This is a genomic window from Flavobacterium anhuiense (assembly GCF_004151235.1).
GTDB lineage: Bacteria > Bacteroidota > Bacteroidia > Flavobacteriales > Flavobacteriaceae > Flavobacterium > Flavobacterium anhuiense_A.
In genome coordinates, this window is the sequence record NZ_JUIV01000031.1 from 1 (window position 1) to 13,654 (window position 13,654).

The 13,654-nt window shown below is 33.7% G+C and carries 13 protein-coding genes; 7 read left to right on the forward strand and 6 right to left on the reverse strand.

Annotated features, from left to right (window positions below; translation table 11 throughout):
* Positions 1–57: 57 nt before the first annotated feature.
* A complete protein-coding gene (locus NU08_RS21525) occupies positions 58–699 on the reverse strand; it encodes a protein-L-isoaspartate(D-aspartate) O-methyltransferase (RefSeq protein WP_012025429.1) in 642 nt (213 codons plus the stop codon).
* 298 nt (positions 700–997) lie between these two features.
* Here NU08_RS21525 and NU08_RS21530 point away from each other — a divergent pair, with 298 nt between their 5' ends.
* From NU08_RS21530 to NU08_RS21560, 7 genes are all read left to right on the forward strand, one after another.
* Positions 998–1,963, forward strand: a complete 966-nt coding sequence (locus NU08_RS21530) for a Gfo/Idh/MocA family protein (protein WP_129749096.1) — start codon at positions 998–1,000, stop codon at positions 1,961–1,963.
* A gap of 92 nt (positions 1,964–2,055) precedes the next feature.
* On the forward strand, positions 2,056–2,943 hold the full coding sequence (locus NU08_RS21535; RefSeq protein ID WP_129749097.1) for a 3-hydroxyacyl-CoA dehydrogenase family protein: 888 nt from the start codon (positions 2,056–2,058) through the stop codon (positions 2,941–2,943).
* Between the two features lie 11 nt (positions 2,944–2,954).
* Complete coding sequence (locus tag NU08_RS21540; RefSeq protein ID WP_129749098.1) at positions 2,955–3,614, forward strand: YggS family pyridoxal phosphate-dependent enzyme; 660 nt, start codon at positions 2,955–2,957, stop codon at positions 3,612–3,614.
* An 87-nt stretch (positions 3,615–3,701) separates the two neighbouring features.
* Positions 3,702–5,063 carry an exonuclease domain-containing protein gene (locus tag NU08_RS21545; RefSeq protein ID WP_129749099.1) on the forward strand — a complete coding sequence of 454 codons (1,362 nt, stop codon included), beginning with the start codon at positions 3,702–3,704 and terminating at the stop codon, positions 5,061–5,063.
* A gap of 30 nt (positions 5,064–5,093) precedes the next feature.
* Entirely contained in the window at positions 5,094–5,933 is an 840-nt protein-coding gene (locus tag NU08_RS21550) for an ion transporter (RefSeq protein WP_129749100.1), read from the forward strand.
* A gap of 153 nt (positions 5,934–6,086) precedes the next feature.
* Entirely contained in the window at positions 6,087–7,007 is a 921-nt protein-coding gene (gene miaA / locus NU08_RS21555; protein WP_129749101.1) for a tRNA (adenosine(37)-N6)-dimethylallyltransferase MiaA, read from the forward strand.
* 49 nt (positions 7,008–7,056) lie between these two features.
* Positions 7,057–7,803 (forward strand): acyl-[acyl-carrier-protein] thioesterase, encoded by a 747-nt coding sequence (locus tag NU08_RS21560; protein WP_129749102.1) that lies wholly within the window; start codon positions 7,057–7,059, stop codon positions 7,801–7,803.
* A 196-nt stretch (positions 7,804–7,999) separates the two neighbouring features.
* Here NU08_RS21560 and NU08_RS21565 read toward each other — a convergent pair whose 3' ends face one another.
* From NU08_RS21565 to NU08_RS21585, 5 genes are all read right to left on the reverse strand, one after another.
* Positions 8,000–8,533 (reverse strand): hypothetical protein, encoded by a 534-nt coding sequence (locus tag NU08_RS21565; RefSeq protein WP_129749103.1) that lies wholly within the window; start codon positions 8,531–8,533, stop codon positions 8,000–8,002.
* Positions 8,520–9,209 (reverse strand): peptide chain release factor H, encoded by a 690-nt coding sequence (prfH, locus tag NU08_RS21570; protein WP_129749104.1) that lies wholly within the window; start codon positions 9,207–9,209, stop codon positions 8,520–8,522. Before prfH ends, NU08_RS21565 begins: the two co-directional genes overlap by 14 nt.
* Before the next feature lie 13 nt (positions 9,210–9,222).
* Positions 9,223–10,614: an RtcB family protein gene (locus tag NU08_RS21575; protein ID WP_129749105.1), complete on the reverse strand. Its 1,392-nt coding sequence runs from the start codon at positions 10,612–10,614 to the stop codon at positions 9,223–9,225.
* Positions 10,615–11,304: 690 nt separating this feature from the next.
* Positions 11,305–12,021 (reverse strand): response regulator transcription factor, encoded by a 717-nt coding sequence (locus NU08_RS21580; RefSeq protein WP_091496987.1) that lies wholly within the window; start codon positions 12,019–12,021, stop codon positions 11,305–11,307.
* Positions 12,022–12,024: 3 nt separating this feature from the next.
* Positions 12,025–13,611: a sensor histidine kinase gene (locus NU08_RS21585; RefSeq protein ID WP_129749106.1), complete on the reverse strand. Its 1,587-nt coding sequence runs from the start codon at positions 13,609–13,611 to the stop codon at positions 12,025–12,027.
* Positions 13,612–13,654: the final 43 nt, after the last annotated feature.

The following is a 13,654-nucleotide window of genomic DNA, read 5'->3' on the forward strand; positions in this document are numbered from 1 at the left end:
TTAATTTTAAATTTGTCTAAACTTTTGGGTGCAGTCTATTCAAAACGGGCTTTCTCATTAATTTTTATCTTCTAATAAAGGAACAAATCGAAACTCTCCAAACTCATGTTTTTCAAATTGAGTTTCGTTTTTCCTGATTAACAATGTCATAATCTGAACATCTTCTCCCAACGGAATAACAAGCCTTCCTCCTATTTTTAATTGTGCCATTAATGGCTGCGGAATAAACGGCGCCCCTGCGGTAACAATAATACTGTCAAATGGTGCAAAATTTGGCAATCCTTTATATCCATCTCCAAAAGTAACGTGTTTGGGGCGAATGTTTAATTTCGGAAACAAATTCGATGTCGTTTTAAACAATTCACTTTGTCTTTCAACTGTATATACTTTAGCGCCAAGCATAAACAAAACAGCAGTTTGATAACCAGATCCAGTCCCGATTTCTAAAATTTTATGATCCTTTTTAACTTCAAGCAATTGTGATTGAAAAGCTACTGTATAAGGCTGAGAAATGGTTTGTCCTGCACCAATCGGAAAAGCTTTATCCTGATAAGCGAAATCTTCAAAACTAGAATTCAAAAAAAGGTGTCTCGGGATTTTTTTTATCGCATCCAGAACAGCTCTATCAGTAATTCCTTTTTGCTCTAAAGTGGTTACTAATTGATTACGAAGTCCTTGATGTTTGGCAGTGTCTTTCAAAATAGGTAGGTTTTATTTTCGCAAAAATAAGAAACAAAACAGGATTTCAAATATTGATTTTTAAATAATAAAGTGTAAAGTCAAAAGTCGAAAGTCAAAAGATCACTATCTGTCGAGTTAAGTGGAGCCCAAGCCCTTCCACTTCGTTCAGGGTGACAAACTATAAAATTAAAAGGAGCAATCAACTGCAAACTTCAAACGACCAACAACCAATAACTAACAACCAACAACCAATAATTCGATAAATTCATTTTCACGTTAAACAAATAAATTATATTTTTGTTTAAAATACATTCTCATGTTAAAAGTAGGAGTTTTAGGTGCTGGTCATCTTGGTAAAATACATTTACGCTTATTACAACAATCTGACAAATACGAATTAGTTGGATTTTACGACGAAAATCAAGAAAATGCCGAAAGAATCTCAAAAGAGTTTGGCTATAAAAATTTCAGCACAATTGCAAAACTTATTCACGCTGTTGACGTGATTGACATTGTCACTCCGACCCTTTCACACTACAAATGCGCTAAGGTTGCCATAAAATCAGGAAAACATATCTTTATCGAAAAACCAATTGCCAATACAGTTGAAGAAGCTGAAGAAATTATTGCTTTGGCCAAAGAACATAACGTAAAAGGTCAAGTAGGTCACGTAGAGCGTTTTAATCCTGCTTTTATCGCTACTAAGGAAATGATCGAAAATCCGATGTTTATAGAAACGCATCGTTTAGCAGAATTTAACCCTCGCGGTACAGATGTTCCTGTAGTTTTGGATTTAATGATTCACGATATCGACGCTATTTTAAGTGTTGTAAAATCTAAAGTAAAAAGCATCAATGCAAGTGGTGTTTCGGTTATCAGCGAAACTCCGGATATTGCTAACGCGAGAATTGAATTCGAAAATGGCTGTGTTGCTAATTTAACGGCAAGTAGAATTTCAATGAAGAACATGCGTAAATCACGCTTCTTTCAAAAAGACGCCTACATTTCTGTTGACTTTTTAGAGAAAAAATGTGAAGTGGTTCGTATGAAAGACGCACCAGAAGTTCCTGGAGATTTTGATATGATTCTTCAAAATGCTGAAGGTGTAAAAAAACAAATCTATTTCACTAATCCAGATGTTGAGCAAAACAACGCCATTTTAGACGAATTAAATTCGTTTGCAGATGCTATCAATAACGATTCAACTCCAGTTGTAACACTTGAGCAGGCAACAGATGCATTACGCGTGGCTTATCAAATTATTGATTGTTTCAAAAAATAGTTTTAAAAAGAGTAAATCAAAATAAATAGCCACGAATTCACGAATTATTTGGTGAATTCGTGGCTAAATCATAAAAAAATATCTAGCATAAAATGAAAACAATAGCTGTAATTGGAGCAGGAACAATGGGTAACGGAATTGCTCATACTTTTGCGCAAAGCGGATTTACCGTAAAATTAATCGACGTTTCTGAAAAATCATTAGATAAAGGAATGGCAACAATTGCTGCCAACTTAGACCGTATGTTATCTAAAGGAACGATCACGCAGGAAGACGTTGCTAAAACTATTACGAACATTATTACTTATACAGATTTAAAAGACGGAGTTGTTGGCGTTGATTTAGTAGTTGAAGCTGCAACTGAAAACGTTGAATTAAAACTGAACATCTTCAAACAATTAAACGAATACTGTTCTCACAATACTATTTTGGCAACGAACACTTCTTCTATTTCAATTACACAAATCGGAGCTGTTGTAGCACATCCTGAGCGCGTTATCGGAATGCACTTTATGAATCCGGTGCCGATTATGAAATTGGTTGAAATCATTCGCGGATACAACACTAGTGATGAAGTAACTAAAATTATCATGACTTTATCTGAAAAATTAGGTAAAGTTCCTGTAGAAGTAAATGATTATCCAGGTTTTGTGGCAAACAGAATTTTAATGCCAATGCTAAATGAGGCAATCGAAACGTTATATAATGGTGTTGCTGGAGTTTACGAAATAGATACGGTAATGAAATTAGGAATGGGACACCCAATGGGTCCTCTTCAATTAGCTGATTTTATTGGCCTCGACGTTTGTTTGGCAATTCTAAATGTAATGTACGACGGATTCAAAAATCCAAAATATGCTCCTTGCCCACTTTTAGTAAATATGGTAAGAGCTGGAAAACTTGGAGTAAAATCTGGCGAAGGTTTTTACGATTATAGCGAAAGCAAAAAAGCAGAGAAAATCTCGAAGCAGTTTTTATAAAAAAAAATACCATGTCGATTCAATCGAATTTAAATACGATCAAAGCAACTTTACCTGAACATGTTACTCTTGTGGCCGTTTCAAAAACAAAACCTGTCTCAGATTTGATGCAGGCTTACGAAGCTGGCCAACGCATTTTTGGAGAAAACAAAATTCAGGAAATGACTGAAAAGTGGGAACAAATGCCAAAAGATATCCAATGGCATATGATTGGTCATGTTCAGTCAAATAAAGTCAAATTTATGGCACCTTATGTGACTTTAATTCACGGCGTTGACAGTTTGAAGTTATTGCAAGAAATTAATAAACAAGCTTTAAAAAATAATAGAATAATAGATTGCCTTCTTCAAATTTACATTGCGGAAGAAGAATCTAAATTTGGTTTGGACGAAAATGAATTAAATGAACTTTTAACTTCTGCAGAGTTTAAAGAGTTGAAAAATATTCGTATCTTAGGTTTAATGGGAATGGCCACTTTCACCGAAGACCAAAACCAGATTAAAAAAGAATTTACCCATTTAAAATCCATTTTTGATTCGATAAAAGATCTGAAAGCTGAAAACTGCAGTTTGAACACGATATCGATGGGAATGTCTGGAGATTATCAATTGGCAATAGAATGCGGAAGCACAATGGTTCGCATTGGAAGCAGTATTTTTGGAGGAAGATAATTTACAAATGCCATAATCCTAAGACGCATTGAAATGCGTCTCTACAGAAAACTGAATACTAAAAAAACTGAACACTGATTACTGAATTTGTACGCAATACTTGACATAGAAACCACTGGGGGACAGTTTAATGAAGAGGGAATTACCGAAATCGCTATCTACAAATTTGATGGGCATGAAGTAGTTGATCAATTCATCAGCCTTGTCAATCCTGAAATTCCGATTCAGCCTTTCGTAGTAAAACTGACTGGAATTAATAATGCTATGTTGCGTTCTGCTCCAAAATTCTACGAAGTTGCGAAACGAATTATAGAAATCACTCAAGATTGCGTCATTGTAGCTCACAACGCCTCTTTCGACTATAGAATCCTGCGTACAGAATTCAGACGTTTAGGCTACGATTTCGAAGCTAAAACACTTTGTACAGTAGAATTAGCCAAAAAACTAATTCCTGAACAACCATCTTACAGTTTAGGAAAACTAGTCCGTTCACTTGGAATTCCAATGGCCGACAGACATCGCGCGAGCGGAGACGCTATGGCTACGACTAAGCTTTTCAAAATGCTTTTGGAAAAAGATGTCGAAAAAACCATCGTAAAAGATTTTATAAAACTCGAAGTAGAAAAAGGTATTTCTCCGAAATTCTTGGATATATTAAATCAAATGCCAGCTAAAACAGGCGTTTATTATATCTACAAAGAAGATGGGACATTAATTTACATTGGCAAAAGCCAAAATATCAAAAAAAGAGTCAATCAGCATTTTACGGGAGTTACAACCAAAAGCAAACGAATTCAGGCGGAAGTTTTTACTATTACTTACGACGAAACTGGAAGCGAATTAATCGCACTTTTAAAAGAAAGCCAAGAGGTTAAAGTAAATCGTCCACGATACAATCGTTCGCAGAAAAAAACAGTATTTCCTGTCGCGTTATATGCCGAAAAAGATTCAAATGGCTATATCAATTTAAAACTTGAAAAAGCAGACGGACGTAAAAAAGAAATCACTTCTTATGTTTCTTTGCAAGAAGGCAAAAATGCGCTTTTTAAGATTACGGCAAAATATCATTTGTGCCAAAAACTAACAGGTTTATACCAAACCAAAAAAGAGTGTTTTCAATATAAAATTAAAGAATGTGACGGAGCCTGCATTGGCGAGGTTACTCCAGAAGTTTACAATTTAAGAGTACAGCAATTTATCTCAGAAAACAGTTTTGAAAACAAAAGCATGGTTCTGATAGACAGAGGAAGAAATGTAAACGAACGAAGCGCTATTTTGATTGAAAACGGAATCTATAAAGGTTACGCTTATTATGATCTCAATTATCAAATTACCAATATTGATATCCTGAAAAATATTCTGGTTCCGATGCAACACAATCGCGACGTAAAGAATATCATTCAGAGTTATATCCGCAAAAGCAAATCATTAAAAATACTTCATTTTTAACAAATCGAAACTTTCATTATCTTTAAGGATATGAAAAAAACAAAATCACAATACGAAATCTTTAGAGAAAAAGTCAAAATCGTTCTATATGGTACCAACACCATTTTAGGACGAATGTTCGATTTAGTATTGCTGGGTTTAATTTTACTGAGCGTTCTATTGATAATGCTTGATACCGTTCAAGGCGTCAGTTCTAAATATCACGAACAATTATTAATTTGCGAATGGATAATTACTATATTTTTCACCATAGAATACATATTGAGAATTATCTCCATTCAAAAACCCGTCAAATACATTTTCAGTTTTTACGGAATCATAGATTTACTTGCCGTTTTACCAATGTATTTGTCCATCTTTTTCCCAGGTGCGAGTATTTTATCAATCGTAAGGGCATTACGTTTTCTACGATTATTTAAAATTTTGCACATTCCGCAAATCAACCATCAATCCCTGCAATTAAAAGAAGCTATCGAAGCCAGTAAAGAAAAAATTCTGGTTTTCATTTATTTTGTTTTAATCAGCACCGTTATAATTGGAACGATAATGTATCTGGTTGAAGGAAAAGAATCAGGTTTTACCAGTATTCCAATGGGAATTTACTGGACAATAGTTACTTTAACAACAGTTGGTTACGGAGATATTTCACCTCAAACTCCTTTAGGACAATTCATTGCAGCTTGCGTAATGATTTTAGGCTACGGAATCATTGCTGTACCGACAGGAATTGTAACAGCCGAATTTGCCAAAAGCAGTTTAAGAAACAATGCTGTAAGCAGTAAAAAAACATGCAGAAAATGCCAATCTCAAGTTCACTTCGATAACGCTAAATATTGCTACGAATGCGGAACAGAACTGCCAAATAATTAATTTTTAGAAGCTAATCCAGTTGTACATTCCAACTCCTCCTTATATTTGTAATTTTTTAAGGCATAAAAGGAGCTTCCGTTGGTCGCTCTTTTACACCAAAAAAATTCAACAAATATAAGTCCGGGGTTTCCATTTCCATCTGGGCTAAAAACTATGAAATACCTAATCACCATTGTCGGACCAACAGCTATAGGCAAAACAGCCTTAAGCATTGCTTTGGCACAACATTTTAAATGCGAAATCGTTTCTTGCGACAGCCGTCAGTTTTTCAAAGAAATGACTATCGGAACCGCAGTTCCAAGTCAGGAAGAACTCAATTCAGCCCAACATCATTTTATCCAAAACAAATCCATTTTTGAAAATTATACCGTTGGCGATTATGAGAAAGAAGCTCTACTCAAAATTGAAGAGTTATTTCAAAACAATGATTTCGTAATTCTTATTGGAGGTTCAGGATTATATGTCGATGCCATTTTAAAAGGTTTCGACGAATTTCCGGAAATCGATCCAAAAGTTCGTGCAGAAGTAAATTCAAACTACGGAAAGCTCGGAATTGAATATCTTCAGGAACAATTAAAAAATCTAGATCCCGATTATTATCATAAAATAACTTTAGAAAATCCACAAACACTACAAAACCCACAACGAATGATGCGTTTCGTAGAAGTTTGCATTGGTTCTCAAAAACCATATTCTTCTTTCTTAAACCAAAAGAAAAACAACAGAGACTTCACTCCTATTCTAATAGGTTTAGATGCCGAAAGAGAAATCATTTACAGCAGAATCAACCAGCGTGTTGACATCATGATGAACGAAGGACTGCTAAAAGAAGCCGAAACACTTTATCCTAATAAAGCGTTAAATGCACTTCAAACGGTCGGTTATAGAGAATTATTTAGTTATTTTGACGGAGAATTCACTTTGCCTTTTGCAATCGAAGAAATCAAAAAGAATACGAGAAGATTCTCTAAAAGACAATTAACGTGGTTCAAACGAAACGAAAACACCAAATGGTTTGATTACGCAACAAATAGAAAAGAAATCATACATTACATAGAAAATCTTACAAAGTAAGAACGTCTTTTATCTATCCTCTTTACTCTATTCTCTAAAAAAATAAAAAATGCCAATATCTCCTAATTTTACATCAGTTTTAAGCAAAGACTGGGAAATCAATTTCACACAATGCACACCAACAGGTTTCTTAAAGTATACCGATTTATGCAATCTTTTACAATTAACCGCTGCTGCACATTCTGAAGTCGGCGGAATCAGTTTTTCTGATATGCAAGAATTTGACCAAGCATGGGTTTTAAGCCGAATGCGCGTTGAAATTACAGCATTACCAAAATGGCAAGATGTTGTAACAGTAAAAACATGGATTAACAGTTTAGAAAATTCACGTTCTGTCCGTGCCTTGGAAATGTATGTAAACGGAAAAAAGATCGTGGGAAGCGAAACATATTGGGCAGTTTTCAATACCAAAGCACGTCGCCCAGAAGCATTGGCATTACCTTTTGAACATTTTGAACTATTCCCTGACAAAAGAGCAACAGAAGAAGGGTTTTCAAAAATCAATATCAATCATGAAAAAGAAGCCGTTTTTGAAAAAACAGTATATTTATCCGATTTAGATATTGTAAATCACGCAAATAACGTAAAATACCTTGAATGGTGTTTGGATCATGTTGACCCAAAAAGAATTATGAAACAGGAAGTAAAAAGCTTCGAAATGAACTTCATGAAAGAGCTTTCACTACAAGATAATGTTGTAATTCATGAAAGCGAAGACGACGACCATACAACAGCAACGTTCAGCATTACAAAAGGCGAAAAAACGTGTTTTGCTTTGGAATTGCATTGGAAGTAATTTTTTTTTCTCACTATATCCCACAATATTGTCATTTCGACGAAGGAGAAATCTCCACGAGAAACTCTACAAAGATTGGACTATAGTTGCGGAATTACTTGCGGAGATTTCTCCTTCGTCGAAATGACAAACTTTGCGTAATTATACTTTCTAAAAAAAACGATGCAAAATTTGCATCGTTTTTTTTTAGAAAAAATTACTTTGATTTCTTTTTAGAACCTTTCTTAGATTTCTTTTCTTTTTTCTTTTTCAGCAAATCAATTTTATTCTCAATCCTCTTCTCAACATCTGAAATATCAGATTCATAATTAAATTGCAACAAATGAAGTTTTGCATTTTTAATTTCTTTTAATGCCTCTTTAAACTTGTTTTGTGCTTCCAAAAGAATGGCTTTCTTGACATAAATTTCTGATTTGTTTATTCCTTTAACAGTCAGAGCAAAATCAATCAGTTTTTGAGCTTCTTCAAAATCTTCGTTTAAAATCAATGTTTTCAAATAATACGGATATACTTCAAGAGCATGAATATTAATCGATAAAGCCTGTTGAAAATAAGATTTCGCCTCTTCATAATTCATTAATTGTTCTGCTTGAATTCTTCCGTACAAACACAAAACCATTGTATTTTTATCATCATAAGAAAAAGCATAATCTAAAGATTCAATTGTCCCTTCCAACCAAAATGGATAATTATCCAAGGCTTGAAAAAGGTATTTATCAGTTGTTTTCATTTCTTAAATCATTTTTTAGTTTCTGACGAGTTCCTTTGTAGCTTTTCTCTACTTTGTTCTTTTTAAAATCACTTCCTGTAAAAACTCTCACAGGATTTCCACGCTCCACATGGAGCTGATTTTCCCATTGTTTTCCAACATGATTTTTAAGTTTCACTAGTTTCTCGTCTTCTAGTTTTTTAATTAATCTTTCTGTTGCCAGTTTTTTGTTTTGGTGCTGCGAACGGCTGTCCATTGCTACAACAGCAATTCCAGTCGGAATATGAGTTGCTCGAATTGCCGAACTTACTTTGTTCACATGCTGACCTCCCGCTCCAGAACTTCTCATGGCTTGATATTGAATATCATTTTCTGAAACTATCGCATTCTTCTGCGGTTCAATTTCAAAAATTCCAATAAACCAGTTTTTTCTTTTATGCATTTTCCTAAACTGACTCTGACCAATCCATTGAATCGTTCCAACCCAAGATTTCACAAACTGATCGGCATTTTTTCCTTTTACAGAAATCGATGCGGTTTCAATAGTTCCGTTTTCTTCTCCTTTCTCTCTTTGAAGTAAAACCACATCTAAATTCTGATCTTGTGCTTCTTCCAAAACTTTTTTAAGCACTTGGGCAACAACCCAAGTGCATTCTGCAGGTCCGCGACCCGCTGCTATCTGAATTATTTTTTCCATTTTAAATTTCTTCTTAACGATCCATTCTAACAATTTTCGGCGTAAAAGTTCCCAAAACTTCAACTAGATCAGTTTGATTCGCCATTACTTTCGTGATGTCTTTATATGCCATTGGAGCTTCGTCAATATTCCCACCGATTAAAGTCACTTCGTGTTTCTTCAATTCTTTATTAATCAAACTTTGCGTAAAAGTGCTTTTACATTTTGCTCTCGAAAACAAACGTCCTGCACCATGAGAAGCCGAGTTCAGACTCTCTGCATTTCCTTTTCCTTTTACAATAAAACCTGGGGCAGTCATCGAACCTGGAATAATTCCCAATTGACCTTCACCAGCAGGAGTTGCTCCTTTTCTATGCACAATACATTCTTGACCATTCACGATTTCTTTCCAGGCAAAATTGTGATGATTTTCAATTGTTACAACTACTCTTTTTCCAATTGCTTTTGCAATTCGTCTATGAATATCATCATGACAGGCTTTTGCATATTCTCCGGCCAAATTCATCGCCAGCCAATATTCCTGACCATCGTGCGTATTCAGATCCAGCCAAGCCAAATGCTGTACGTTTTTTGGCAACGGACATTGTTTTGTTGCTAAATACGTATAATGTTTCGCAATGTTAGCGCCCAATCCGCGAGAACCGCTGTGTGAAAGAACAGCAAAATATTCCCCTTTTTCCAATTTCCACTCGTTCTCAGGATTTTCAATTTTGGCGATTCCAAATTCTACAAAATGGTTTCCTCCTCCTGATGTTCCTAATTGTTTATAGGCTTTTGGAAGAAGATTCTTCAATAATGGAATATCTTGAAATCCACTATTGTAAAACACCTCATGATCTACACGAGAAGCGTGCGTTTCATACATTCCAAACTTTGTATTGTCTTTTAGAATGGCTTCCAATTGATGTTCTTTTCCTTTAAAATGAGAGGCTGGCAAATCAAAAATCGAAAGACTCATTCGGCAGCCAATATCAACTCCAACTCCATACGGAATCACAGCATTATCAGTCGCTAATACTCCGCCAATCGGCAATCCGTAACCCGAATGCGCATCTGGCATTAATGCTCCTGCAACAGAAACTGGCAGTTTCAATGAATCGTACAATTGAAATTTTGCCTGTTCATCAATTTCATTTTCACCAAAAATTTTAAAAGGAGCTCTGGTGTTTTTAAGCTGATGCATCCTTACTTTGACAGGTTTAATTAGCCCTTCAGCTACTTTTCCCCAAGTTCCGTTCCCTTCGTACTTTTCAGGATTTAGCAAAACATCTTTTGCTTCTGTTAGAATAGATTCTTTTTTTTCTCTTTTTCTATATCTGTTTATCTGCCCTAAGGCGATGTTTATTGAATTGTTTTTTGGAAAACCCAATTTAATCAGGTCTTTTCCAGATAATTTATTTCCCATAAATTGTTTAATTATGTTATTGTGCAGAATAAATCAGATTGAAGTCTGGAAGAAATCAAAATGAAATAAACATGCGGAATCATTTATCTTTTGGATAAATACTAAATGTTTTTCGGGAAAATTTTGAAGTGTCTAGAATAAAAAAAAGCCCGAAACTTATTGTCTTCGGGCTTTTTTATATATCTAAAAATGTATTTTTCTAAGATTGAAATAAGCCACGAAGAATCGCTGCACCAAATTCGTTTGGTGTGAAGCTTTGTGATGTCGATGTAAGTACAAACATTTTTTCTTCGTTTTAAAGGGTTATTATTTTTTTCGTGTGCAAATATTCAGAATTGTTTTTTGAATTTCCAAATTATTTTAAAGAAAATTCTTTAAAACAATTAAACCACACATTTAACTAACTTGACAAAAACACATTATCTATCTGATAATCAAAACACTAAATTTGTTTTTATTAAAATAAAGATGGCATGATAAATTTTTAAATTATATCATGTTTTTGAACTATTTACCATTTAATAAAGAGGAAATCTTCAAATGAAACTCTGCATCGAATTTCGCCAATCTTTATCGAGCTACTTGTGAGGATTTCTCCTTCGTCGAAATGAAAAGATTAAGCACTAAAGCTTTTTAAGCATAAAAAAAGCCCTGATTTCTCAGAGCTTATATTTTATTTCGGTGAATTAATTATTCAGAAACTTTGCTTTTTACTACTAATCTGAAACCTTCTCCGTGAATGTTTAAGATTTCAACATCTTCATCCGCTTTTAAGTATTTTCTCAATTTAGCGATGTAAACGTCCATACTTCTTGAAGTAAAGTAGTTATCGTCTCTCCAGATTTTTGTTAAAGCTAATTCTCTTGGCATTAAATCATTTTCATGAAGAATAAGCATTTTAAGCAATTCATTTTCTTTTGGAGACAATTTAATCGGCTCTTCATCTTGATAAGTCAAGAATCTCAATTTTGAATTTAAGTGGAATTTACCAATATTAAATTCAAACTGTACTTGTTCTGCTTTTGTATCTGCTGATTTTCTTTGAATGATTGCTTTAATTTTCATTAAAAGAACTTCAGAATCAAAAGGTTTATTTAAATAGTCATCAGCACCTGCTTTATATCCTTTTAACACATCTTCTTTCATAGATTTTGCTGTTAAGAATATAATTGGCACTTCACTGTTCTTCTCTCTAATTTCTTTGGCCAAAGTGTAACCATCTTTATAAGGCATCATTACATCCAAAATGCATAAATCATATACGTCCTTCTTGAATTTCTCGAAACCTTCCATACCGTTTTTAGCTAAAGTAACTTCAAAGTCATTTAACATTAGATAATCTTTAAGAACCGCCCCAAAATTTAGGTCATCTTCTACTAAAAGTATTCTTTTGTTAGTATTTTCCATATTTTAATTTATTAATGGTATTTTTATTATAAAGGTGCTACCTTTTCCTTTTTCGCTTTCTACATATACTTGACCATTGTGATCCTCTACTATTCTCTTTACATATGCCAATCCTAAACCATGCCCTTTTACGTTATGAAGGTCACCGGTATGCTCTCTGTAAAACTTCTCAAAAACTCGTTTCTGAGCTATCTTACTCATTCCCAAACCATGATCTTTTACTTTTATCAGAATCATGTCTTTCACATTTTCTGTAAAAATTTCAATCTTAGGTGCATCTGGAGAATATTTGATTGCATTTTCTAAAATATTAACCAATACGTTTGTAAAATGAACTTCATTTATCAAAACTGTTGTTCTGGCTGCATTATAATGCTTTTCTACTGTCCCTTGTCGGTCTTCCAATATCAGATTCACATGTTCGATTGCATCGTCAATAATATCTGTAACTACAGTAGGCTCTTTTGTAATGTCAAGCTCTCTTTTCTCTAGTTTAGAAATACGCAATACATTTTCGACTTGAGCATGCATTCTCTTATTTTCATCCCGAATCATTTGAAGATATCGATAAACCTTTTCTTTATCTTCAATAACCTTCGGACTTCTTATTGCATCTAATGCTAAATTTATTGTAGCTATTGGTGTTTTAAACTCATGCGTCATGTTGTTTATAAAATCTGTTTTAATTTCAGAAATATGTTTCTGACGCAAAAGCTGATTTAATGCACTCGTGTAAGCAACAATTATAATTAATGTAAAGACTATCGATAAGATAGTAATACTTAATAACTCGGATAATAAGAACTTCTTTTTGTGAGGAAATGTAACTGATAGTTCGTATCTGCTATTTCCTTCATTATCGGTATAAATTGGAATATTGTACGTAGCTTCTTTATCATAATGAAATCCGTCGGATTTTATCTTTGTCGGATTACCACTACTGTATATTCCGAATTCAAATTTGGTTTTTACACCGTATTCCTCCAGCTCTTTCTTCAATAATTTAAAAAGCTTATCTTTTGTTATCCTTCCTTCAATTGGAGTCAAAGAAGCAATATCTTTATACTGAATCTGTTGCTGAACTTTGTTTAATATGTCTAAACTTCCTGATTTTTCAATTTTAAGATCAGGAATAATACTCTGCCCTAAATTATTATTATCAATTCCGTTATTGTTATTATAAACTTCTGTTACTCTTTTAGAACTAAAATTTTTAAAACGTTCACTGCTGAATTTTTTGTTAAAAACCGAACCACTGATATCGTAATCTTCAGATGTCAAGGTATTGGAATAAACAATAGTTTTATTCGTTTTTGTGTTTCTCTGTACATAAAGTACTTCTAGTAAATCTTCTTTTTTTGGAATTTTCCCCGTACTGTCTTTAATACGGTTGTATTTGTCGTAAAAACTGTACTCTTCTTGTTGTTCCAGCTTATCTGCAACATTTCCAATTACTTGAGTAACGTGGTATTTAAATTGCTCTTCATTATTTTTGAACGAAGAATTGAACCAAAACACTTGTACCAGAATTATCCCTATCAGGGACAGACTCATCAATAAAACAAGTATTCTAAAAAATAATTTATTCATCGAAACAAAATTAATATTTTAACAATATACTAAATAATACATT